Below are 22,508 nucleotides of genomic sequence, written 5' to 3'. Positions count from 1 at the left end.
GGCTTACGAGTCACCCTTCGGCAGATAGTCGTTGGTGTAAAACGCCTTCGGATTGGCTTTCGCCTTGGCGTCGAGGCCGCCATACTCGACCATCAGATCGACCGACTCGGTCATGTTCTGGTCGGTGACCTGGAACGGCCGCTTGGTCTTGGTCTCCGGCGTGCGATAGAGCGGGATCGTCAGCTCGAAGCCCTGCGTCAGCGTGTCGAGCTTGCCGCCCTTCGGATTGGCGTCGAGGATCGACTGCGCCGCCGCCTTCGGCTCCTTCTCGGCTGCCTCCACCGCCTTGGTCGTCGCCGACATGAAACGGCGGACCAAATCGCCATTGGCCTTCACATAGTCGGAGTTCGCGATGATGCCCGACGACACCATGTTGATGCCGTAGTCGGCGAACTTGATCGGATAGACGTCCTTCCCGGTGGCGTCCTTGATCTTCATCGACTGGTCCATGACATAGCCGAGCAGGAGATCGGCCTGGCCGTTGATCACGGCGTTGAGCTTGGTCTGGCCGTCGCCGGCGACGGTATTGAAGTCGCTTTCCTTCAGGCCGGTCTTCTTCAGGAACAGCGGCCAGATCTGCGTCATCGAATCCGCAGGGGTGATCGCGACCGTCTTGCCCTTGATGTCCTCCGGCTTCCTGATGTTCTTGTCGACGAAGCCCATCGCCGACATCGGGCTGGTCTGCAGCAGCACGCCGGTGGCGATCACAGGCGCACCCTTCACCGCGGCGCGCATCATCGTCGGCACGTCGACATAGCCGAAATCGGCGGTCTTGGCCGCCACCGCCTGCGTCGTCGCAGCCGAGCCGCGGCCTTCCTGGATCTCGAGGTCGATACCCTCGGCGGCATAGATGCCCTTGGCCTTGCCGTAATAGAACGGCGCGTGCTCGCCATAGACGTACCAGTTCAGCATCAGCACGACCTTGTCGGCCGCAGCCGCCGGCCCCACCGCGAGCGCGGTCCAGGCCAGTGCGGCAATAACGGCAGTGAGCAATCGCATCAGATAATCCTCCCGTTGTTCTTTTTCGTCATTGCGAGCGCAGCGAAGCAATCCATCGTGCAGCAAGTGGGGAAATGGATTGCTTCGTCGCTATCGCTCCTCGCAATGACGTTTGCTGTTGTTTCTGTGCACAAATCCTACGTGGCAAAGATGATGTCGTCGCGCTGGCTGACGTGCCAGGGGATCACCAGCCGCTCGATGCGGTCGACGATCCAGAACAGGATGACGCCGAGCAGCGCCAGGATCACCAATGCGGCGAACATCGTCGGCAGGTCGAAGGTGCCGATCGAGCGCTGCATCACGTAGCCGATGCCGGAATTGGAGCCGACGAATTCGCCGACCACGGCACCAACCACAGCAAGCGTCACCGACACCTTCAGGCCGGAGAAGATCGCGGGCATCGCATGCGGCAGGTTGACTGCGCAGAACACCTTGAAGCGGCTGCCCTGCATTGCGCGCGCCAGGTCGACCATATCGGGATCGACCGATTTGAAGCCCTGCACCGCCGAGACCACGACGGGGAAGAAGCCGAGCAGGAACGCGGAGATCACCTTGGGGATGATGCCGAAGCCGAACCACACCACGAACAGCGGCGCGATTGCGATCTTCGGCACGGATTGGGAGAACACCAAGAGCGGATAGACGTAGCTCTCGACAGTCCTCGAACCCGCGATCAGCATCGCTGTGGGAATGCCGAACAGCGCCGAGAGCAGGAAACCGCAGATCGTCGCATAGGTGGTCGGCCAGGACTGCCGCAGCAACTCCGGCCAGTCGCTCCACAGCACCGCGACGACGTCGCCAGGCGACGGGATCTGATAGGCCGGGATGTGGAACAGACGGATCGCGAGGTCCCAGGCCACCACGATGACCACCAGGAACAGGAACGGACGCACCCACGCCGCATTCAGCACCCTCGACAGGCCCGAAGGGCTCTTTGCCTCCGCCACGCCACACTCCCTTGCAGTCTTCTCTGTTCGTGCAGAAATTAACCCGTTGGATAAATACTGTCCAGCCCCTCGCGCGCGGTAAAATCGCGGCAAGCACGCGACTTTCGTCAGACGAAATTTTTATCGATGAAGGACGCGTAGCCCGGATGAAGCGGAGCGCAATCCGGGACCGATCTGTCCACGGATAGAGTTGCCCGGATTGCGCTTCGCTCCATCCGGGCTACAGGGCTGCGATGCGTTCACACCGCCCTGTGTTCGGCCGTGCGCAGCACCGGCATCGCGCTGCCAAACGTTGCAGTGGACTTGCCGGTCAGCGCCGCCAGCACCAGCGCGGTCATGTGCTCGAGGCGCTCGTCGCGGGCGTCCTTCTTGAGCAGGTCGCGGCCGAAGATCACGCTCAAGGTGGCGCTGTTGGAGAGATAGAAGAACGCCAGCCCCGCAATCGAGATATAGAGCTGCACCGGATCGACCTCGTCGCGGAAATCGCCGCTTTCGACCCCGCGCCTCACCACAGTGCGGATCATCTCGACAAAGGGCGAGTGCATCGACTTGACCTTGGTCGAGCGCTTCAGGTGCTTTGCCTTGGCGAGGTTTTCCGTGTTCAGCAGCGCCAGGAACTCGGGGTTGCGCAGAAAATAGTTCCACGTGAAATCAATCAGGCGTCCGATCGCCTCGGGCGGATCGAGATGCTCGAGATCGAGGTTGCGCTCCTCGGCACGGATCTTCTCGTAGGCGCCTTCCAGCACCTCGAGATAGAGATCCTCCTTGTTGCCGACATGGTAGTACAGCATGCGCTTGTTGGCGTCGGCATTGGCCGCGATCCGGTCGACCCGCGCGCCGGCGAGGCCGTGGGCGGCGAATTCCTGCTTGGCCGCCTCGAGAATCCGCAGCCGCATCCCCTGGGGATCGCGCTGCCATCTCTGTATCCGCTTTGCTTTCGCCAAATCGATCGCCCGGTGATGCTGAACTGTCAAGTGTAGCATGACGCGCGGCGTTTGAGAACGAATGTTGTCGTGACGGCCATGCGGGAATATTTCTCTTTCGTCATTCCGGGGCTCGCGCAGCGAGAGCCCGGAATGACGAATAGAACTCATTTGCGCGCCACGCACGCTGCCGTGACGACACGCAGAACGAACGCCCCTAGTCTGGCTTCCCCTGTGAGGGCTGCACCAGGAGCGTCGGCACGCCGCATGTGCCGTTGCGTACGGTCATCACGCGCGTGCCGGGCTTGCGGCCGGTGCGAATCTCCGAGACGTCGACCCCGGCGGCAACCAGCCGCGCGCGCGTGGCCTCGATATCGGCGACGCGCCAGCAGATGCCGCGCAGCCGGTCCGGCGCGTCGGTCTCCGCCTTGCTGCTGTCCTTGGCCGGCCGGTGCGTGACCTCGACCACGAGGTCGCCGCAGCGGAAGAACATCAGCCGGCCCCACTCCGGATGCGAGCGGTCGAGCGCCATGTCGAGCCCGAGCCGCGCGCCATAGAGCGCGGCAGCGCGTTCCGGATCGGCGGTCGAGACCACCACATGATCCATCGCGGTGATCGAGGCCGGCGTGGTGCGCACCGACAGCGGCCGCTCCTGCTCCCGCTCCAAAAAGAACATGCGCACACCGCGCGTCGCGTCGGTCGCCGCGCGCGTCCGCTTCCATGACAGCGTGGCGCCGCTGGCCTCGTCGCGGCTCTCGACCTCGGCGACGGGCTCTGGCTTCAGCGTCAACCGGTCCAGCCTGCGGTGCGTCCGGGCGATATCGCTGGTGCGGAAGCAGAGGCTCGCAAGCCCCTCGCCTTGCGTGACGAGCGCGCTGCGGACGCGCTGGGCGGCCGCGTCGTCGCCGCGCGGCGCCATCAATTCCAGCGTCGTGTTGTCGAGCGTAAACAGCACGCGGTCGGCGCCGTCGCCGCTGTTGCGCCAGGCCGGCGCCCGCGCGAACAGCGTCTCATAGGCGGCGCTGGCGGCAGCGATGTCGCCGGTGAGGACGACGACGTGATCGAGACCGGTAATCATGGCATTGGCCTCCCCGAATCTGCCGTCATTGTGCTTCTCCCTGCGAATCCCGGAACCGCGACCTGCTACCGGCCGTTATGCCGCATACCAGAACGGGACGGCACATCCATCATCTCTACCTGTAAACCAAGCAGGGTTGCGAATAATTTCAGCGATATCGGCCGACCAGCGGTGCTAGTCTCATTGTCGGCCGGGACCACACCAAGCGACGACGGGAAGCGAATGCAGGCTCTCTTCATTGGACAGACCTATATCGACGTCACCTTCATCACGGATCACATGCCGGTCGGCGACGAAAAGCACGTTGCAGACGCCTACGCCGTGTCGTTCGGCGGCAACGCGGTGACCGCGGCGTTCTGCTGCGCCAAGCTCGGTATCGAGCCGGACCTGATCGCCACCATGGCCAACGACTGGCTGGGACGGATGTTCTGGGACATGGCCGACAGGTACGGCATCTCGTTCCATCCGCGCAAGGTGAACTCCTCCTCGCTGTCCTTCATCATGCCGAACGACGGCAAGCGTGCCATCGTGCGCTGCCGCGACGACCAGCACATCCACCCCTTTCCGCTCCTGAACATCAAGGGCTGCCGCGCGCTGCACATCGACGGCCACCAGCCGGACGCCGCCATCCATTATGCGAAGCTGTGCCGCGAGGACGGCATCCTGACCTCGCTCGACGGCGGCGGCCTGCGCACCAACACCCACGAGTTGCTCGCCTTCATCGACGTCGCGATCGTCGCCGAGCGGCTGTGCGAGCAGATGGACAAGACCCCGGAGCAGATGCTCGACTATCTCAAGAGCCGCGGCTGCAAGGTCGGCGGCGTCACCATGGGCGAGCGCGGCCTGCTCTGGTACGACGAGGCGGGCAAGGTGCAAACGCTGCCGGCGTTTCCAATCCCGCGCAAGCGCGTGATCGACACCAACGGCGCCGGCGACGTCTTCCACGGCGCCTATATCTATTCCTATCTCGCCAATCCCGGCAAAGCCTGGCATGAGCATTTCGAGTTCGCGCGCGCGGCATCGACCTTCAAGATCCAGAAGCTCGGCAACGAGGCCGGCCTGCCGACGCTCGCCGACATCGCCGCGGTCAAGCAGGAGTTCGGCGCGGCGGTCTGACAGGGCTGAGGGGGCAGGTCATGGGGCGCGTCTTCGTCGCCGGCAGCATCAACATGGACGTGGTGGCGACCGCCGAGCGCCATCCGAAAATAGGCGAGACCGTCGCCGGCGAGGCGGTGCTGTATTTCCCCGGCGGCAAGGGCGCCAACCAGGCGGTGGCATCGGCCAAGCAGGGCGTGCCGACCACGCTGGTCGGCCGGCTCGGCATCGACGCGTTCGGCAAGGAGCTGAGAGCCTTCCTCGCCGCGCAAGGCGTCGATCTCCCCTTCGTCAAGGACACCGGCGGCACCCATTCGGGCACGGCGATCATCACGCTTGCCAATGCCGACAACACCATCGTCGTCGTGCCGGGCGCCAACGGGTTGGTCGATGCCGACGATGTCGCAGCACCCGTGCTTGCGAAGGGCGACGTCGCTGTCAGCCAGTTCGAGATCCCGCTGCCGACGATCGCCGCGTTCTTCAGCCGCGCCCGCGCCGCCGGCGCCACCACGATCCTCAATCCGGCGCCGGCGAAACAGGCCGACAAGGCACTGCTCGATCTGGTCGACGTTTTGATTCTCAACGAGACCGAGCTTGGCCTGCTGACGGGAGCCGAGCTGCGCGACAGCGACGATCCATCCCGCTTCGCCGAGGCGGCCCGGACCCTCGGGCATGGCAAGACCGTCTGTGTCACGCTCGGCAGGCGCGGCGTGCTGGCGCTGGTCGAGGATCAACCGCTGCTTGTGCCCGGACGCGAGGTCAAGGCCGTCGACACCACAGGCGCCGGCGATTGCTTCGTCGGCGCCCTCGCCTCGCAGCTCGCCATCGGCAAGCCGCTCGGCGACGCGCTGGCTTATGCGAACATTGCTGCGTCGATCTGCGTGCAGCGGATGGGGGCCGCGCCATCGATGCCGACGGTTGAAGAGGTGAAGGCCGTTCTCTCCACACGTCGGGATCCATAGCCACCGGCCACAGTTTGGGGCACGCGCGCAGTGACTGCGTTCGTCTCCACCAACCAGCGCCGCGGAGTATGGGTCCCGGCCCCGTGCGCAATCGCACACGACGCCGGGACGACGATTCAACTAGCCAGCGCGCTCTTCAAATCGAAGCTCGCATCCGCCGCCTGCTCCGGCGTGATCGAACCGCCGGCGCCGAGCAGCCGGCGGCCGAACATGTGATCGCCGGCGCGATTGACCGATTCGATGCCGAGCAGCTTGTCGCCGCGGTAGCAGAACGCCGAGAACGCCCCCTGCGCGCGGTCGCCGCGCACCACGACGCGGTCGTAGCCGGTGGTGAGACCCGCCATCTGCAGCTTGTCGGGCCCCTGGTCGCTCCAGAACCACGGCAGTCCGTCATAGACCTCGGTTTTGCCGGTCAGCCGCGCCGCCACGCAGCGCGCATGGTCGGTCGCGTTCTGCACCGACTCCAGCCGGAGCGATCCGCCGAAGCGCTTGCTGGTGTAGAGCGCGCAATCGCCGATTGCGGAGACGTTCGGATCGGCGGTCAAGAGATGCTCGTCGACGATGATGCCCGATGCAACCGGCAGGCCGGCTTCTGCGGCGAGCTCGACATTCGGCAGCACGCCGACGCCGACCACGACGAGATCTGCCGGGATATGCGTCCCGTTGCTCAGGCTGACGCCGGTGACCTTCGTACCATCGGCCTCGATCGCCGTGACCTGCACCCCGAGATGGATCCGGATGCCGGCAGCGCTGTGGCGCGACTGCGAGAACTCGGAGATCTCTGCGGTCACTGCGCGCGCCATCACGCGCGAGGCGAGCTCGACGACGTCGACCTCGAGGCCCTTGGCCCGCGCGGTGGCGGCAAATTCGAGCCCGATGAAGCCTGCGCCGATCACGACGACGCGCATGCCGGGTGCGATCAGATCGCGCAACGCCTGGCTCTCGTCGAGAATGCGCAGGTAGCGGACAGCGTCGAGCCTGGCGTTCGGAATATCGAGCAGCCGGTTCCGCGCGCCGGTCGCGAACACCAGATGGCCGTAGTCGAGCGACGTGCCGGAAGCGAGCGCCACCTTCCTCGCGTTGCGGTCGACCGCATGGGCGCGGTCGGTGATCAGCTCGATCTTGTTGTCCTGGTAGAACTTGTCGGGCCGGAACATCAGGGTCTCGGGCCCACCGGTCCCCTTCAGATAGGCCTTCGACAAAGGCGGCCGCTGGTACGGCAAATGGCCTTCGTCATTGAGCAGGGCGATGCGCTCGGCAAAGCCGGCCTGGCGCAGCGATGCCGCGAGCTGGAAGCCGGCATGTCCGGCGCCGACGATGACGACCGAGCCTGTCATCGGAACAACCCACATACGCGCGAGCAGGAGTGACCCATGCCGTTTCCTCTTGTCGATGTTAGCTTGCTTGCCCCGTCCCCACAGCGCTCGTGTCTGCGTACCGAAGGCTGACGGCCATTTGGCCTCATGGCTCGCGCCGATGCAAGGGGGTCTCGGGGGATTCTGGCCACCCTATACCGCGCCTTCGCGCGGAGCCGGATTGCCACGGCTGCCGCCTAGGCCTTAAATGCCCGGAAACAACAAGCCCAAGGTCTTCAAAAATGCCAGCACCCGCCTCCGCCAACGACCCCGCTTTGCTCCGCATCGACGGCGCCATCGCGACCATCACGCTGAACCGGCCGGCCGCGTTCAACGCGATCGATATGACGATTGCCAAGAAGCTCGAGCAGCTCGCCGCCGAGGTCGAAGCCAACAAGGATGTCCGCGTGCTGGTCATCGAGGGCGAAGGCCGCGCCTTCTGCGCCGGCGGCGATCTGCAGACCATCGGCGCTGCGACCGAAGCCAACAACGTCGCCCCCGTGGTCGGCGAGATGCTTCATCACTATCACGCCTTCATCGAGGCGGTGCGGCGAATGCCGAAGATCGTGCTGTCCAGCGTGCACGGATCGGCAGCCGGCGCCGGCATGGGCCTCGCCTTCGTGACCGACCTGTGCATCGCCGCGGAGGATGCCCGCTTCACGCCCGCCTATGCCAAGATCGGCGTGTCGCCCGACGGCGGCAGCACGGTCGGTATCGTCGGCACGGTCGGGACCCGCCGCGCGCTGCAGATCTTCCTGGCCGAGGACGGCTTCGCCGCGCAGCAGGCTTATGAATGGGGATTGGTGGTCAAGATCGTCCCCGCCGCCGAGCTGAAGGCCGCGACGCGGCAGCTCGCCGAGCGCCTCGCGAAAAACCCGCCCGCCGCGATCGCCGGGACCAAGGCGCTGGTCTATCAGGCGGCCACCACGCCGACCAAGCAGCAGCTCGACGCCGAGGAACACAAGATCATCACCTCGATGCACACCGACGATTTCCGCGTCGCGGTGAAGAAGTTCACCAGCAAGTCGAAGTAGGCGTGCGACGGCCTTCCCAAGGCGGGTATGCATAGGTCCGGGACCGTCCGCCTTGCGCGCTTGCGAAGGGCGACCATCGACCAGAACTGGTCTTCATTTGAAGGTTTAAGCGTGCCTGAGGCGATCGGGCTCAGCATTTTCGTGCCGCATGCAAAGTCTTCGCTGCTGCTCCATGCACCTTGCGAGGAATTCGAGTGGCGCATTTTGAGCCGCAGCGGACTTTGACGCTAGTGACACTGAGTGACAAGCAGTGTTACGATTTCTGTATTGGCAAGCGCCTCGCAGTATTAGCCGGGGTGCGCGCGAGAAATTAATATTTTGATCCATATGAGCAAAAGAGGCGGGGCATGTCGAATTTTAGTGTGCGCGCTACGTTGGTTGCAGTTTTACTATCAACGGCATTGGGTGGGTTAAATGAGAGCGCCTATGCCCAGAGTGCAAAGCCGAATGCAGAGGCGAAATCGAAACCTCAGCCGACAGGGCAAATGATATGTAGTTCGTCGGGAGGGTGTCGGCCAGTCAAACCGGGCTGTCACCTTGAAGCGGTCCGAACTGGGAATTCCGGCCTCACGTCAAACGTGGAAGTTTGCAAATAAACGGTGCCGCTGCAATGTGAACGCCATCAGTAGCGACCCTTTCTTTCAAGAACCGATGCGGAATTGAATGAGGTGACGACGAATTGGTCCAAACCGGCGGTTGGTACAAAGATCTCTCGTTAATCCAACCGCGCGGCGGACTATTTCTGATGTTGGCCCAGAGCCGCTCTCGCCCTTCGACGCCATGATGTCCGCTTTCAGCGGTGGAGCGGTCATCGCTTGTCGCATGCGTAGTGGATTGATGAGCACACGCCTAATTCGGGCAGATGTATCCGGTGCCGCCGGGCGCCTTGAAGCAGCCGACCGATTCCGGGATTACCTGCTTGGGCAGCCACAGCACGACTTTCGGAAAATAGATAGTGAAGCAGATCGTGACCAGGAACACGACATAGATCGGCAGCGCCGCCCGCAGCGCTCTGGCAAAGCTGATGCCGACGAACTTCGAAGCCATCAGCAGCACCAGCCCGTAAGGCGGCGTGATCAGGCCGAAGGCGAGCGTTGCGATCAGCACCACGCCCATGTGGACGCCGTTGATGTCGCCGGCCTGGGTCAGCGCGTTGACCAGCGGCATGAAGATGATGATGGTCGGCACCGGCTCGATGAAATCGCCGACCACCGTGAACAGCAATACCATCAGCAGCATGATGAGATGCGGATCGTTGCCGGCGATCGAGGTGATCCAGTCGGCGATGTAGATCGCACCGCGCAGATAGGCCAGCATCCAGCCGAACGCGTTCGCCGCCCCGATCGTGATCAGCGGCAGCGAAAAAATGAGACCGGCGAGACAGAAATCGTACGGGATCTTCTTCAGATGACCACGATTGAGCGCCGGGATCACCACGGCGATGATGTAGACAACGGCGACCACGCCGGCCTCGGTCGGCGTGAACCAGCCGGTCAGGATGCCACCCAGCAGGATCACCGGGATCATCAGCGGCAGCGCAGCGTCGCCGGCGGCGAACGCGATCTGGCGCAGCGGCGCGCGCGGCTTGCGCAGGCCTGACGGGCCGAAGAAATAGCAATAGATCATCAGCCCGAAGCCGATCATCAGGCCGGGCACGACGCCCGCCATGAACAGGCCGGCGATCGAGACGTTGCCGACCGCGCCGTAGACCACGGCCGTGATGCTCGGCGGCACCAGCGCCGCGATGGTCGAGGCCGAGGCGATGATCGCGGCGATGAAGGCCGGCTCGTAGCCTTCCCTTCGCATCGGCCCGCCGAGCGCCCGGCTCATCACAGCGACATCGGCGGTGGTCGAGCCCGACATCTCCGAGAAGAACATGCTGAAGACGACGACGACCTGCGATAGCCCGCCCCTGATATGCCCGACCAGCGACACCGACAAATTGGCGATGCGGACCACGACGTTCGCCGAGCTCATCAGTTCGCCAACCAGCAGGAAGAACGGGATCGCCAGCAGCGCCTCGGAATCGACGCCGTCGAAGATCTTCTGGATGATCGCGGCGAGCGACACATCCGACAGCACCGCGCCGATGAACACGCCGGCCATCAGCGAGAACGGCACCGGCACGCCGAGATAGCCGAAGAACAGGAAGCAGGACGACATCAGCACCAGCACGACCGGCGCGCTCACGGCCGCACTCCCGTGGTCGCGCCGGTGTTGATCGCTGGGATCGCAAGGTCCTCGTCCGGCGGCTCCGAGTGCTCAAAGCCGTTGCGGATGCCGTTGACGAGCTGCTCGATCGTGAACAGGCCGATCAGGATGCCGGACAGCGGGATCACCGCATAGAGCGAGGCGATCGGCGTACCGGACGGCAGCCGGAAGCTGCCGAAGCCGCGAAGGTAGTTTTGATAGCCGTACCAGACCAGGCAAAACGCGACGCCCAACACCACCAGGCGGATGACGATCTCGACCACCAGCCGCGACCGGCCGTGCATCGCCTCCGAGAGCGCGGTGAGATAAAGATGATCGTTGCGCCGGGTCGCGACCGCAGCCCCAATGAAGATCGCGTAGATGAACAGCGTCGAGGTCACCTCCTGCAGCCACAGCCAGGGGTGACCGATGGTGCGCGTGACGATGTCGGCGGTGACCGAGAGCGAGAAGCCGAAGCACAACAGGCCGCACAGCATCATCAGGATCAGCTCGAGCCGATCCAGCGCCCGCCACTTCAGATGCCGCTGCCGTTGCAGCACCAGCCTGTCGGCGATGGCCATGGCGCGCGCTCCCGTCGACCCGGGCTCTAGTTGACCGCGCGGATCAGGTTCTTGATCTTCTCCGCATGCGGGCCGAGCTCCTTGGCGAGCTTGTCGAGATAGGGATCGGCGATCGGGGTGAAGCTCTTCTTGTCGACGTCCTCGACCACCTTGACGCCGAACGATTTGAGCTTGGTCAACGCAGTCCGCTCCAGCTCGAAGGCCTTCTGCGGCTCCTTGGCGCTGACCTCGTTGGCAGCGGCCTGCACCCATTGCTTCTGCTCGGCGGAGAGGCCCTGCCAGAGCTTGTCGGAGACGAACAGCAGCGCATTATTGGCTTCGTGCTCGGTGATCGACAGCACCGGCGCGACCTCATAGTGCTTGTTGACGAGATAGACGTTGATGCTGTTCTCGGCCGCATCGACCACGCCGGTCTGCAGCGACGTGTAGACGCTGCCAAACGGCATGTGCACGGTCTGCGCGCCATAGGCCGGGAACATGGCGTCCTCGGTCGCGGTCGCCTGCACGCGCACCTTCATGCCCTTGAGGTCGCCGACGTTGTGGATCTCCCGCTTGCTGTAGATGTGCCGCACGCCTTGCGAGCCGGTGCCGATCACATGCAGGCCCTGCGCGGTCTCGTCGATCATCGTTCTGATGGCGTCGAACACCTGCGGATCCGCCAGCGCCTTGATCACATGGGCGTCGTTGCGGAACAGGAAGTGCAGCGACATCACGCCGGCCTGCGGCGAGATCGTCGCGGTGTTGGCCGAGGAGATGATCGCGAACTCGATATCGCCTGATTTGACCAGCTGCAGCAGCTGCGGTTCCTGGCCGAGCTGCGCGCCGGGATATTGGTCGACGATCATCGTGCCCTTGCTCAACTCCTTGAGCTTCTCGGCGAACAGATCGCCGGCGACCGAGTAGCCGGTGTTGCGCGGCTGGTCATAGGCGAAGCGGAAGTGCTTGACCTCCTGCGCGCTGGCGCGCGCCGGCAGCAGCAGCGCTGCCGCGGCCATGGCGATCCCGACGATCCCAGCTGAATAGCCCATCGCGACGTTCCCCCTGTTTTTGATTGACGCGATCATCCCACCAGTCCCGCGGGATTGTCAATAAAACAGAGATATTCAGCTCGCAGTAGGCGCCAACGAGCGCTGCGTCGCTTAAATTATCGACAATTCGGCAGCCTCGCCGAACGACGCGCGCTACTTCCCCTTGGCACGCATGAAGTCGAAATCGCAGCCCTCGTCGGCCTGCAAGATGGTTTCGTTCAACAGATGCGCGTAGCCGCGCTTGGCCCAATCCGGCGTGCCGGTCGGCGCAAGCGCGGCGCGGCGCTTCTGCAATTCGGCCTCGTCGACCAAAAGATCGATGCTGCGCCTCGCGACATCGAGCCGAATCATGTCGCCGTTCCGCACCAGGCCGAGCGGTCCGCCGACCGCGGACTCCGGTGTGATGTGCAGGACGATGGTGCCGAACGCCGTGCCGCTCATCCGCGCATCGGAGATGCGGACCATGTCTTTGACGCCGGCGCGCGCAAGCTTCTTCGGGATCGGCAAATAGCCCGCCTCGGGCATGCCGGGCGCGCCCTTCGGGCCGGCGTTGCGCAGCACCAGCACGTCATCGGCAGTCACGTCGAGCGCGGGATCGTCGACCCGCAGCGTCATGTCCTCGACCGACTCGAACACCACCGCACGCCCGGTGTGCTGCAGCAGTTTTGGACTCGCCGCCGACTGCTTGATGACGGCGCCGCGCGGCGCGAGATTGCCGTGCAGGATCGCCATCGCGCCTTCGGACTTGATCGGGTTCGCCTTGGAGCGGATCGCATCCTGCCCCGGCACGTCCTCCGCATTGGCGACGACCTCGCGCAGGGTCTGGCCGGTGATGGTTCTGGCATCGAGATCGATGAGGTCACCGAGCTGCGCCATCAGCTTCGGCACGCCGCCGGCATGATGGAAATGCTCCATATAGTGTTCGCCCGACGGCTTGAGGTCGACCAGCACGGGCACCTCGCGGCCGAGCCTGTCGAACGCCTCGAGGTCGATCTTGTGCGGCGAGCGGTTGGCGATCGCGGTCAAGTGGATCAGCCCGTTGGTGGAGCCGCCGATCGCCTGCATCACGATCTGGGCGTTGCGGAACGAGGCCGGCGTCAGGATCTCGCTCGGCTTCGGTCCCTTGGTCTTGGCCATTTCGGCGGCGACGCGGCCACTGGCCTCGGCGGAGCGGAAGCGTTCGGCATGCGGCGCCGGGATGGTCGCGCTCATCGGCAGCGACAGGCCGAGCGCCTCGGTGATGCAGGCCATGGTGGAGGCGGTGCCCATCACCATGCAGGTGCCGACCGATGGCGCGAGGCGGCCGTTCACCGCCTCGATCTCGGCATCGTCGATCTCGCCGGCGCGATACTTGCCCCACAGCCGGCGACAGTCGGTGCAGGCGCCGAGTACCTCGCCCTTGTGATGGCCGACCACCATCGGCCCGACCGGAATCACCACCGTCGGCAGATCGGCGCTGATCGCGGCCATGAGCTGCGCCGGCAGGGTCTTATCGCAACCACCGATCACGATCACCGCATCCATCGGCTGGGCGCGGATCATCTCCTCGGTATCCATCGCCATCAGATTGCGCAGATACATCGAGGTCGGATGCGCAAAGCTCTCGGCGATCGAGATGGTCGGGAACACGAACGGCATCGCGCCCGACAGCATCACGCCGCGCTTCACCGCCTCGATGATCTGCGGCACGTTGCCGTGGCAGGGATTGTAGTCGCTGTAGGTGTTGGTGATGCCGACGATCGGGCGATTGAGCGCATCATCCGAATAGCCCATCGCCTTGATGAACGCCTTGCGCAGGAACAGCGAAAAGCTGGCGTCACCATAGCTGGTCAGTCCCTTGCGAAGTCCGTCGGCCATTTTCTTCTCTTCCCGTCATTGGTCGGCCGCACTTAAGGAGCGGCGGGAATTATTGTCAATACGAGATAATCTGGCGCAGAAGCCTGGCCGCTTTGCGGCAAAATCGCCCCCATTATTGACAATAACCATAGCGTCGTGCTGACCTCCGGCATCGACCCGAAGCCGAGCGCGCATGACAGCCGAGCCCACCTTGCCCGAACTCCAGGCCCCCTCGCGCGAGGAGGAACAGGCGGAAGTGATCCGCCGGCTGGAGGAGGACATCATCTTCGGCCGCTTCGCGCCCGGCCTGCGGCTGGTCGAGGATACCCTGATGCAGCGCTACGGCGCGAGCCGGCATTTCGTCCGCCAGGCGCTGTTCCAGCTCGAGCGCCAGGGCATCGTGCTGCGCGAGAAGAATGTCGGCGCCACCGTGCGGTTCTATTCGGTCGAGGAAGTGCGGCAGATCTACGAGGTGCGCGAGATGCTGACACGCCAGGCCGCACTGATGATCGCCCTGCCCGCGCCTGACAGGCTGATCGACCAGTTGAGCGAGCTGCAACGGCACTACTGCCTCAGGGCCGACGCGCAGGACATGCGCGGCATCCATGAGAGCAACGATGCATTCCACCTCGCGCTGTTCTCCGCCTGCGGCAATCCCTATCTGGTCCGCTCGCTGCAGGACTACATGAACCTGACGCTGCCGATGCGCGCCAAGAACCTCGCCGACAGCGAGGGGCTCGCCTTGTCGCGTCGCCAGCACGAATTGATGATCGAGCTCTTGAGGGGCCGCGACAGCTGGGCGCTGGCGCAGCTCTGCGTCGATCACATGCAGTACAGCAAGGCGGACTACCTCGTGCGCATCTCCAACGACAAAAAGCCGCAATAGCGCGATACGCGGCCTCCTCGTGAAGGAGACGGCGATGCGCTACGTGGCTTTGTTGATGGGATCGATTGCCGCACAGCTCGCGCTCGGCGGAATTGCCGAGGCGGCCGATCCGCGCGCAACCGAGCTCACCTATGAGCCCTGGACCAAGACGTGCCTCACCGAGGCGAGCTGCTTCGTCGCCGCCGCCGCACGCGGCCAGTGCGCGCCGTCGGGCGGCACCATCAGCATCTCGCCGCAGACCAGCACGCGCGCGCTGCTCACCGCCAATGTCGGCACGCGGACCATGCTGGAAGGCACCATCAGCCTCAAGATCGATCAGGACGAGCCGATGCAGGTCGCGAGGACGCACTGCTACACGCTCGGCTGCGGCGGCACGCTGGAGGCCAATGGCGAGCTGATCGAACGGCTGAAGCACGCGCAAACGATCGTGGTCGAAGCCAAGAACCTGACCGGGCAGAAGATCAGCCTCACCTTCCCGCTCGCGCACTTCTCCCAGACCTATGACGGGCCCGGAAGCGCACCGAAGGCTTCGGGGCAAAGCTCGAACGAGCCGCAGCGAGAGCACACTGAAGCGGTGAAGCAGCTGCCGCAGTGCGACGACTGATCACTTCTTCCAGTCGATCACCTTTGTCCTATCGCCGTCGAACTCCATGCTGCAGAACGTGCCGCCCTGGTAGAAGTCGCCGACCGGGTCCGGCGGCAGCTTGGCCTGCTCGGCCATCGCGTGCTCGCGAAAATCTTCGCCACGGCCGGTCGGACGATAGCCGAGATCATAGGCGCGGTGATTGTCCCACCAGGAGCGCTCGTTGTAGGACGCGCCGTACAGCACCTCAAAATGGATGTCGGGATGTTCGAGCCCGATGCGGCAGAGCTGCACCAGATCTTCCGGCTTGAGCCAGATCGAGAGCCTGCGGTGATCGAGCGGCGCCTCGCCGAAATTGCCGATCCGGATGCAGGTCACCTTGATGCCGTGCTTGTCGGCATAGAGCGCGCCGACGCCCTCGCCGAACACCTTGCTCACGCCGTAACGGCTGTCCGGCCGCGCGTTGACGTCGGTGCCGATGCGGTGATGGCGCGGGTAGAAGCCGACCGCATGATTGGACGAGGCGAAGATCACGCGCTTGACGCCCTGCTTGCGCGCCGCCTCGAACAGGTTGTAGGTGCCGATGATGTTGGCCTGCAGGATCGCGTCCCACGAGCCTTCGACCGAATAGCCGCCGAAATGCAGGATGCCGTCGACGCCCTCGCAGATCGCCTCGACCTCTGCGAGATCGGCGAGATCGGCCGCCTTGAACTGTTCGTTGCTGCCGAGATCGGAGGGCGGCTTGATGTCGCTCAGCAGCAGGTCCGGATAGATCGGCGGCAGCAGCTTGCGCAGGCTCGTGCCGATTCCGCCCGATGCGCCGGTCATCAATATGCGTGGCATGCCGTCCCTCGTCTTTCCGGTTTGCTGCAGCCGAATTGCGGTCGCAGGCCGACAATGATAGCAAACCATGCGCTCAAGGAAACACCATCGATACACAACAACGAGAACAGCAAATGTCCGATGTTCATTCCGCCGGCTGGCGTCCCGCGACCTGTTATCCCGATCCCGCGATCCACGCGCTCGATCCGCGCTTCGAGAAATACTGGCTGAAGCTTTCCGCCGTCGAGCGCATCGCCACCGGCCTGCGCTGGGCCGAAGGTCCGGTGTGGTTCGGCGACGGGCGCTATCTGCTGTGCAGCGACATCCCGAACCAGCGCATCCTCAAATGGGAGGAAGAGAGCGGTGCGGTCAGCATCTTCCGCAAGCCGTCGAACTTCGCCAACGGCAACACCCGCGACCGCCAGGGCCGGCTGATCACCTGCGAGCATGGCGGCCGTCGCGTGGTGCGCACCGAATATGACGGATCGATCACGGTGCTGATCGATTCCTTCGGCGGCAAGCGGCTGAACTCGCCGAACGACATCGTGGTGAAATCAGACGGTTCGATCTGGTTCACCGATCCGATCTTCGGCCTGCTCGGCAATTACGAAGGCTACAAGGCGGATCCGGAAATCGCGCCCAACGTCTACCGGCTCGATCCCGCAACCGGCAAGGCCAGCGTCGTCGCCGAAGGCGTGCTCGGCCCGAACGGGCTGTGCTTCTCGCCGGACGAGGAGATCCTCTACGTCGTGGAATCCCGCGGCGAGCCGAACCGCAAGATCCTCGCCTATGACGTCTCCGCCGACGGCAAAACAATCTCCAACAAGCGCGTGTTCATCGATGCCGGCCGCGGCACGCCCGACGGCATGCGCTGCGACATCGACGGCAATCTCTGGTGCGGTTGGGGCATGGGCGATCCCGAACTCGACGGCGTCGTGGTGTTCGCACCTGATGGCGTCATGATCGGCCGCATCGCGCTGCCGGAGCGCTGCGCCAACCTCTGCTTCGGCGGACTGAAGCGCAACCGCCTGTTCATGGCGGCGAGCCAGTCGATCTATGCGCTCTACGTCAACACCCAGGGGGCGCCGGGAGGTTAGCCCGGCCGTCATTGCGAGGAGCGAAGCGACGAAGCAATCCATCTGTCCGCGCGTGAGGAGAGATGGATTGCTTCGCTTCGCTCGCAATGACGGCGAAACTACAATCTTCATCTTCGCAAGATTCGCACTTTCAAGATCTTGCGTCTCCAAAACGTCTGACGCCGGAGCAGTTGCCTGCCCCGGCGCCGGAAATCGTGTCTCTCGTGGATCGAGCTTACGCGGCGTTGTAGCCGGCGACGGCCTTGGCCTCGAGATATTCTTCCAGACCGTAACGGCCCCACTCGCGGCCGTTGCCGGACTGCTTGTAACCGCCGAACGGCGCGGTGCGCTCGTTCGGCACGCCCTGCAGGTTGATATTGCCGGCGCGGATCTGGCGGCCGACGCGGCGCGCGGTTTCCACGGTGTCGGCCGACACGTAACCGGCGAGACCATAGGGCGTGTCGTTGGCGATCTTCACCGCCTCGGCCTCGTCCTTGGCGCCGATGATGGTGAGCACCGGTCCGAAGATTTCCTCGCGGGCGATCGTCATGTCGTTGGTGACGTCGGCGAAGATGGTCGGACGGACATAGAAGCCCTTATTGACGCCCTCGGGCAGGCCCGGGCCACCGGCGACCAGCGTTGCGCCCTCGTCGATGCCCTTCTGGATCAGCGCCTGGATCTTGTCCCACTGGCCCCGGTTGACCACAGGACCGATCGTGGTGCCGTCAGCGCGCGGATCGCCGGCCTTGGTCTTGTCGGCGACGCCCTTCGCGATCGCGGCCACTTCCTTCATCTTGGAGAGCGGCACGATCATGCGCGACGGCGCGTTGCAGGACTGGCCCGAGTTGTTGAACATGTGCATCACGCCGCCGGTCACCGCCTTGGTCAGGTCGGCACCTTCGAGGATCACGTTCGGCGACTTGCCGCCGAGCTCCTGGCTGACGCGCTTCACGGTCGGCGCCGCACGCTTGGCGACGTCGACGCCGGCACGGGTCGAGCCGGTGAACGAGATCATGTCGATGTCCGGGTGCTCGCTCATCGCCGCACCCACCTCCGGGCCGAGGCCGTTGATCAGGTTGAACACGCCCTTCGGCACGCCGGCTTCGTGGAGGATTTCCGCGAAGATCAGCGCCGAGGTCGGGGTGAACTCCGACGGCTTCAGGATCATGGTGCAGCCGGCGGCGAGCGCGGGCGCGACCTTGCAGGCGATCTGGTTGAGCGGCCAGTTCCAGGGGGTGATCATGCCGACGACGCCGACCGGCTCGCGCACGATCACGGCGGTGCCCATGGTCTCCTCGAACTCGTACTTCTTGAGCACTTCGAGGGTGTTCATGAGGTGACCGAGGCCGGCGCCGGCCTGCAGCTTCTCGGCCATCGGTAGCGGCGCGCCCATCTCGTCGGAGACGGCGGCGCCGATCTCCTTCATGCGGCCCTTGTAGACCTCGACGATCTTGGTGAGCAGCGCGACGCGTTCCTCGCGGCTGGTCTGGGAATAGGTCTCGAAGGCGCGCTTGGCGGCGGCGACTGCCTTGTCGACATCGGCCTTGGAGCCGAGCGCAATCTCATACATCGCTTCTTCGGTCGCCGGATTGACGACGGGGGTGGACTTGCCTTTGACGACGGGATCGACCCAGGCGCCGTCGATGTAGAATTGCATGCGATTGACCATCGGAAACCTCTTGTAGGGGGCGTATGGATAAGGGGAACGGAAAGCGTTCGGCAGGCATCCTTGCACGAAAGCAGGGCGAATTGAACCCGCCATATGCGGGGCGCGGCTCGTGCACGCGAACGGCATATAATGTCGCTGCCGCTGGCGTGGCAAGGCTTGCTCCAACCGTCATTCCGGGGCGCGACGTAGTCGCGAGCCCGGAATCCATTCCTCCACCAACTCCGCAGCCCGATGGATTCCGGGCTCATGCTTCGCATGCCCCGGAATGACGAGGGCAGAATGATGGCTCACACCGCCATCTTGCGATGCCGCACCGGAGCGCCGACCGACACGCTTTCCGCCGCGTCGATGATGGCGTTGGCGTCGATGCCGTAGTGCCGGTAGAGGTCGCCGATCGTGCCGGTCTGGCCGAAATGCTCGACACCGAGCGCCTCGAGGCGGTGGCCGCGCACGCTGCCGAGCCAGCCGAGCGAGGCCGGATGGCCGTCGATCACGGTCACGATGCCGCAGTCGCGGCCGAGCGGCGCCAGCATGCGCTCGATATGACTCAAATGCTGCGTGCCGCGGCGGTCGCGGCGCAAATTCCGTGCGGCGGACCACCCCGCATAGAGCCGATCGGCAGAGGTGACCGCCAGGAGACCGACATCGCGGTGGCTCTCGCCAATCAGGCCGACCGCCTCGATCGCCTCCGGCGCGACGGTGCCGGTATACGCAACGACGATGTCGCAGTTCGGGCCCGGTCTGCGCATCCAGTAGGCGCCATCGGTGATGTCGCGCTGCAGGTCCGGTGTCATGATCCGTTGCGGCTGCTCCAGCGTTCTCGTCGAGAGTCGCAAGTAAACCGAACCACCTTCGGCGCCCTCGCGCTGCATGTGGCCAAAGCCCCAGCCCATGATCACGGCAAGTTCATCGACGAAGGCCGGATCGAACGAGGCGAGCCCGTCCTGTCCGATCCCGATCAAGGGCGTCTTGATCGACTGATGCGCGCCGCCTTCCGGCGCCAGCGAGATGCCTGACGGAGTCGCGGCCACCATGAAGCGGGCATCCTGGTAGCAGGCATAGTTCAGCGCATCGAGGCCGCGCTCGATGAAGGGATCATACAGCGTGCCGACCGGCAGCAGCCGTGCGCCGTTGATCTGGTGCGACAGGCCGAGCGCAGAGAGCATGATGAACAGGTTCATCTCGGCGATGCCGAGTTCGAGGTGCTGTCCGTCAGGCGAGTATTCCCAGGTGTAGGCGGACGGGATCTTCTCCTGCCGGAACAGGTCATGGTTCTCCGCCTTCGCGAACAGACCGCGGCGGTTGACCCAGGCGCCGAGGTTGGTCGACACCGTGACGTCGGGCGAAACGGTGACGATGCGCGACGCCAGCTCGGTCTCGCCGCGCGCCAGCTCGTGCAGCACGAGGCCGAAGCCCTGCTGCGTCGACATCTGCGCGGAGGCTTTGAATGCCAGCCGCTCCGGCACGTCGATTTGAGGCGCCGAGAGCCGGCGGCGTCCTTCGCGGTTGAATGGTGCCGCGGCGAGGAACGCCTCGAGCTGCGCGGGCTCCTGCGACAGGCCCTCGAACTTGTCCCACTCATGGCCGGTGCGGATGTTCTGCGCCGTGCGCCACTTCTCCATCTGTGCCACGGTCATCAGGCCGGCGTGATTGTCCTTGTGGCCCTGCATCGGCAGGCCGACGCCCTTGATGGTGTAGGCGATGAAACACACGGGACGGTCATGGTCGATCGCCTCGAAGGCCTCGATCATGCTCGCCATGTCGTGGCCGCCGAGGTTCGACATCAGCGCCAGCAACTCGTCGTCACTGCGGCGCTCGATCAGCGCCGACACGTCGCCCTGGTCGCCGATATCGTCGCGCAGATGCTTGCGGAATGCCGCGCCGCCCTGGAAGCAGAGCGCCGCGTACATCTGGTTCGGGCAGTTGTCGATCCAGCGCTTGAGCGCTTCGCCGCCGGGCTCGGCGAACGCCTCCAGCATCAGCTTGCCGTATTTCACGATCACCACGTCCCAGCCGAAATTGCGGAACATGGTCTCGAACTTGGCCCACAGCCCCTCGCGCACCACGGCGTCCAGCGACTGCCTGTTGTAGTCGACCACCCACCAGGTGTTGCGCAGGCCATGCTTCCAGCCCTCCAGCAGCGCCTCGAAGATGTTGCCCTCGTCCATCTCGGCGTCGCCGACCAGTGCGATCATGCGGCCCTCGGGCCGGTCGCCCATCCAGCCATGCGCCTTGACGTAGTCCTGCACCAGCGAAGCGAACAGCGTCTGCGCCACGCCGAGCCCGACCGAGCCGGTGGAGAAGTCGACATCGTCGACATCCTTGGTGCGCGACGGATAGGACTGCGCGCCCTTGTAGCCGCGGAAATTCTCCAGCTTGTCGCGGGTCTGGTGGCCGAACAGATACTGGATCGCGTGGAACACCGGGCTCGCATGCGGCTTCACCGCGACGCGGTCCTGCGGGCGGAGCACCGAGAAATACAGCGCCGACATGATGTTGGCGAGCGACGCCGACGAGGCCTGGTGACCGCCGACCTTCAGCCCGTCGGTCGAGGGCCGCACATGGTTGGCGTGGTGGATGGTCCACGACGACAGCCACAGCACCTTGCGGGCCAAAGCGGACAGCATGTCGAGGCGTTCAGGCGCAATACCCATGTCAGTGTTCCTGGCAATCGTCCGGGCGATATCTCCGATGTTACTGCCGCGGCAGCCGCCGAAAATCTCAATTCCACGCGACAGCAGAGGAAAAATTGGGATAAATTCCCACGATCCGGCCTTAACCTACGAGTTCATCCCAATGCCTGCCCTCGATGCCATCGACCGCAAGATCCTGAGTCTGCTTCAAACCGACAGCCGCATGACCATGCAGGACCTCGCCGACAAGGTCGGATTGTCGGTGTCGCCCTGCCACCGCCGGGTCAAGCTGCTCGAGGAGCGCGGCGTGATCTCCCGCTACATCGCAACCGTCGACCAGAAGTCGATCGGGCTGCATGTCTCGGTCTTCATCTCGATCAAGCTGGCGCGGCAGAAGGAGGAGGACCTCAACCGCTTCGCGCGCGCGATCTCGAAATGGGACGAGGTGCTCGAATGCTATCTGATGACCGGCAACCGTGACTATCTGCTGCGCGTCGTCGCCGCCGACCTCTCCTCCTACGAAGCGTTCCTGAAGAACAAGCTGACCCGGCTCGACGGCATCGCCTCGATCGAGTCGAGCTTTGCGCTGAGCCAGGTGAAGTATTCGACGGCGCTGCCGGTGTAGGGTTGGTGAATCGAACTGCAGCTACACCACAGTGTCGTCCTGGCGAAAGCCAGGCCCATAACCATCGCATTCGGTGATGAACGGGATCGTGGCCCCGGTGTCGCACAACGATTGCCATTTGGGGTAATCGGTCCTGGCTTACGCCAGGACGACGGCGGTGAATGGTTCGCGGTTCAATAGGCACCA

19 protein-coding genes are annotated in these 22,508 nt (G+C 64.3%); 7 read left to right on the top strand and 12 right to left on the bottom strand.

The genetic code is table 11. The annotated features are described in order from the left end of the window. Nucleotides 1-3: 3 nt before the first annotated feature. From AKN83_RS29690 to AKN83_RS29675, 4 genes are all read right to left on the bottom strand, one after another. Nucleotides 4-999, bottom strand: a complete 996-nt coding sequence (locus AKN83_RS29690) for an ABC transporter substrate-binding protein (RefSeq protein ID WP_157113630.1) — start codon at nt 997-999, stop codon at nt 4-6. A gap of 137 nt (nt 1,000-1,136) precedes the next feature. Then, on the bottom strand, nt 1,137-1,946 hold the full coding sequence (locus tag AKN83_RS29685; RefSeq protein ID WP_050404577.1) for an ABC transporter permease: 810 nt from the start codon (nt 1,944-1,946) through the stop codon (nt 1,137-1,139). 239 nt (nt 1,947-2,185) lie between these two features. Beyond that, on the bottom strand, nt 2,186-2,842 hold the full coding sequence (locus tag AKN83_RS29680; RefSeq protein WP_050404578.1) for a TetR/AcrR family transcriptional regulator: 657 nt from the start codon (nt 2,840-2,842) through the stop codon (nt 2,186-2,188). Nucleotides 2,843-3,086: 244 nt separating this feature from the next. After that, nucleotides 3,087-3,947 (bottom strand): VOC family protein, encoded by an 861-nt coding sequence (locus AKN83_RS29675; RefSeq protein ID WP_050404579.1) that lies wholly within the window; start codon nt 3,945-3,947, stop codon nt 3,087-3,089. Nucleotides 3,948-4,169: 222 nt separating this feature from the next. On the opposite strand from AKN83_RS29675, the gene AKN83_RS29670 reads away from it, so the two are divergent. Together AKN83_RS29670 and AKN83_RS29665 are read left to right on the top strand one after the other, a co-directional pair. Then, nucleotides 4,170-5,063: a sugar kinase gene (locus AKN83_RS29670; protein ID WP_050404580.1), complete on the top strand. Its 894-nt coding sequence runs from the start codon at nt 4,170-4,172 to the stop codon at nt 5,061-5,063. A gap of 20 nt (nt 5,064-5,083) precedes the next feature. Beyond that, on the top strand, nt 5,084-6,004 hold the full coding sequence (locus AKN83_RS29665; protein WP_050404581.1) for a ribokinase: 921 nt from the start codon (nt 5,084-5,086) through the stop codon (nt 6,002-6,004). 116 nt (nt 6,005-6,120) lie between these two features. On the opposite strand, the gene AKN83_RS29660 is transcribed toward AKN83_RS29665, so the two are convergent. After that, nucleotides 6,121-7,341, bottom strand: a complete 1,221-nt coding sequence (locus tag AKN83_RS29660) for an NAD(P)/FAD-dependent oxidoreductase (protein ID WP_157113629.1) — start codon at nt 7,339-7,341, stop codon at nt 6,121-6,123. Nucleotides 7,342-7,601: 260 nt separating this feature from the next. Here AKN83_RS29660 and AKN83_RS29655 point away from each other — a divergent pair, with 260 nt between their 5' ends. Continuing rightward, entirely contained in the window at nt 7,602-8,393 is a 792-nt protein-coding gene (locus tag AKN83_RS29655; RefSeq protein ID WP_050404583.1) for an enoyl-CoA hydratase/isomerase family protein, read from the top strand. An 849-nt stretch (nt 8,394-9,242) separates the two neighbouring features. Here the strand turns inward: AKN83_RS29655 and AKN83_RS29650 are convergent. The 4 genes from AKN83_RS29650 to AKN83_RS29635 all read right to left on the bottom strand — a co-directional run bounded on the left by AKN83_RS29650 (nt 9,243) and on the right by AKN83_RS29635 (nt 14,049). After that, nucleotides 9,243-10,583 carry a TRAP transporter large permease gene (locus AKN83_RS29650; RefSeq protein ID WP_050404584.1) on the bottom strand — a complete coding sequence of 447 codons (1,341 nt, stop codon included), beginning with the start codon at nt 10,581-10,583 and terminating at the stop codon, nt 9,243-9,245. Next, complete coding sequence (locus AKN83_RS29645) at nt 10,580-11,164, bottom strand: TRAP transporter small permease (RefSeq protein WP_050404585.1); 585 nt, start codon at nt 11,162-11,164, stop codon at nt 10,580-10,582. Before AKN83_RS29645 ends, AKN83_RS29650 begins: the two co-directional genes overlap by 4 nt. 26 nt (nt 11,165-11,190) lie before the next feature. Then, nucleotides 11,191-12,192 (bottom strand): TRAP transporter substrate-binding protein, encoded by a 1,002-nt coding sequence (locus AKN83_RS29640; RefSeq protein WP_063695594.1) that lies wholly within the window; start codon nt 12,190-12,192, stop codon nt 11,191-11,193. Between the two features lie 153 nt (nt 12,193-12,345). Beyond that, nucleotides 12,346-14,049 carry an IlvD/Edd family dehydratase gene (locus tag AKN83_RS29635; protein ID WP_050404586.1) on the bottom strand — a complete coding sequence of 568 codons (1,704 nt, stop codon included), beginning with the start codon at nt 14,047-14,049 and terminating at the stop codon, nt 12,346-12,348. Nucleotides 14,050-14,221: 172 nt separating this feature from the next. Between AKN83_RS29635 and AKN83_RS29630 the strand changes: the two genes are divergently transcribed. Further along, nucleotides 14,222-14,914, top strand: a complete 693-nt coding sequence (locus AKN83_RS29630; protein WP_063695589.1) for a GntR family transcriptional regulator — start codon at nt 14,222-14,224, stop codon at nt 14,912-14,914. Between the two features lie 34 nt (nt 14,915-14,948). Continuing rightward, entirely contained in the window at nt 14,949-15,518 is a 570-nt protein-coding gene (locus tag AKN83_RS29625; RefSeq protein WP_157113628.1) for an invasion associated locus B family protein, read from the top strand. Here AKN83_RS29625 and AKN83_RS29620 read toward each other — a convergent pair whose 3' ends face one another. Then, nucleotides 15,519-16,340 carry an NAD-dependent epimerase/dehydratase family protein gene (locus AKN83_RS29620; RefSeq protein ID WP_050404588.1) on the bottom strand — a complete coding sequence of 274 codons (822 nt, stop codon included), beginning with the start codon at nt 16,338-16,340 and terminating at the stop codon, nt 15,519-15,521. A gap of 113 nt (nt 16,341-16,453) precedes the next feature. Between AKN83_RS29620 and AKN83_RS29615 the strand changes: the two genes are divergently transcribed. After that, nucleotides 16,454-17,416: an SMP-30/gluconolactonase/LRE family protein gene (locus AKN83_RS29615; RefSeq protein WP_050404589.1), complete on the top strand. Its 963-nt coding sequence runs from the start codon at nt 16,454-16,456 to the stop codon at nt 17,414-17,416. Nucleotides 17,417-17,630: 214 nt separating this feature from the next. On the opposite strand, the gene AKN83_RS29610 is transcribed toward AKN83_RS29615, so the two are convergent. Together AKN83_RS29610 and AKN83_RS29605 are read right to left on the bottom strand one after the other, a co-directional pair. Next, on the bottom strand, nt 17,631-19,064 hold the full coding sequence (locus AKN83_RS29610) for an aldehyde dehydrogenase family protein (RefSeq protein ID WP_050404590.1): 1,434 nt from the start codon (nt 19,062-19,064) through the stop codon (nt 17,631-17,633). A 287-nt stretch (nt 19,065-19,351) separates the two neighbouring features. After that, entirely contained in the window at nt 19,352-21,718 is a 2,367-nt protein-coding gene (locus AKN83_RS29605; protein ID WP_050404591.1) for a transketolase, read from the bottom strand. Between the two features lie 142 nt (nt 21,719-21,860). Here AKN83_RS29605 and AKN83_RS29600 point away from each other — a divergent pair, with 142 nt between their 5' ends. Next, nucleotides 21,861-22,322, top strand: a complete 462-nt coding sequence (locus tag AKN83_RS29600) for an Lrp/AsnC family transcriptional regulator (protein ID WP_050404592.1) — start codon at nt 21,861-21,863, stop codon at nt 22,320-22,322. Nucleotides 22,323-22,508: the final 186 nt, after the last annotated feature.

Origin of the sequence: Bradyrhizobium embrapense (assembly GCF_001189235.2) — a bacterium.
GTDB classification, from domain to species: Bacteria; Pseudomonadota; Alphaproteobacteria; order Rhizobiales; family Xanthobacteraceae; genus Bradyrhizobium; species Bradyrhizobium embrapense.
This window is presented reverse-complemented; position numbering and strand designations above follow the sequence as displayed.

Bases quoted from the DNA above. Each gene is read 5' to 3' on its own strand.
- AKN83_RS29625 (WP_157113628.1), top strand. From the start codon at position 14,949: ATGCGCTACGTGGCTTTGTTGATGGGATCGATTGCCGCACAGCTCGCG.
- AKN83_RS29630 (WP_063695589.1), top strand. From the start codon at position 14,222: ATGACAGCCGAGCCCACCTTGCCCGAACTCCAGGCCCCCTCGCGCGAG.
- AKN83_RS29690 (WP_157113630.1), bottom strand. From the start codon at position 999: ATGCGATTGCTCACTGCCGTTATTGCCGCACTGGCCTGGACCGCGCTC.
- AKN83_RS29645 (WP_050404585.1), bottom strand. From the start codon at position 11,164: ATGGCCATCGCCGACAGGCTGGTGCTGCAACGGCAGCGGCATCTGAAG.
- AKN83_RS29660 (WP_157113629.1), bottom strand. From the start codon at position 7,341: ATGACAGGCTCGGTCGTCATCGTCGGCGCCGGACATGCCGGCTTCCAG.
- AKN83_RS29670 (WP_050404580.1), top strand. From the start codon at position 4,170: ATGCAGGCTCTCTTCATTGGACAGACCTATATCGACGTCACCTTCATC.
- AKN83_RS29635 (WP_050404586.1), bottom strand. From the start codon at position 14,049: ATGGCCGACGGACTTCGCAAGGGACTGACCAGCTATGGTGACGCCAGC.
- AKN83_RS29665 (WP_050404581.1), top strand. From the start codon at position 5,084: ATGGGGCGCGTCTTCGTCGCCGGCAGCATCAACATGGACGTGGTGGCG.
- AKN83_RS29675 (WP_050404579.1), bottom strand. From the start codon at position 3,947: ATGATTACCGGTCTCGATCACGTCGTCGTCCTCACCGGCGACATCGCT.
- AKN83_RS29615 (WP_050404589.1), top strand. From the start codon at position 16,454: ATGTCCGATGTTCATTCCGCCGGCTGGCGTCCCGCGACCTGTTATCCC.
- AKN83_RS29655 (WP_050404583.1), top strand. From the start codon at position 7,602: ATGCCAGCACCCGCCTCCGCCAACGACCCCGCTTTGCTCCGCATCGAC.
- AKN83_RS29605 (WP_050404591.1), bottom strand. From the start codon at position 21,718: ATGGGTATTGCGCCTGAACGCCTCGACATGCTGTCCGCTTTGGCCCGC.
- AKN83_RS29640 (WP_063695594.1), bottom strand. From the start codon at position 12,192: ATGGGCTATTCAGCTGGGATCGTCGGGATCGCCATGGCCGCGGCAGCG.
- AKN83_RS29680 (WP_050404578.1), bottom strand. From the start codon at position 2,842: ATGCGGCTGCGGATTCTCGAGGCGGCCAAGCAGGAATTCGCCGCCCAC.
- AKN83_RS29620 (WP_050404588.1), bottom strand. From the start codon at position 16,340: ATGCCACGCATATTGATGACCGGCGCATCGGGCGGAATCGGCACGAGC.
- AKN83_RS29610 (WP_050404590.1), bottom strand. From the start codon at position 19,064: ATGGTCAATCGCATGCAATTCTACATCGACGGCGCCTGGGTCGATCCC.
- AKN83_RS29600 (WP_050404592.1), top strand. From the start codon at position 21,861: ATGCCTGCCCTCGATGCCATCGACCGCAAGATCCTGAGTCTGCTTCAA.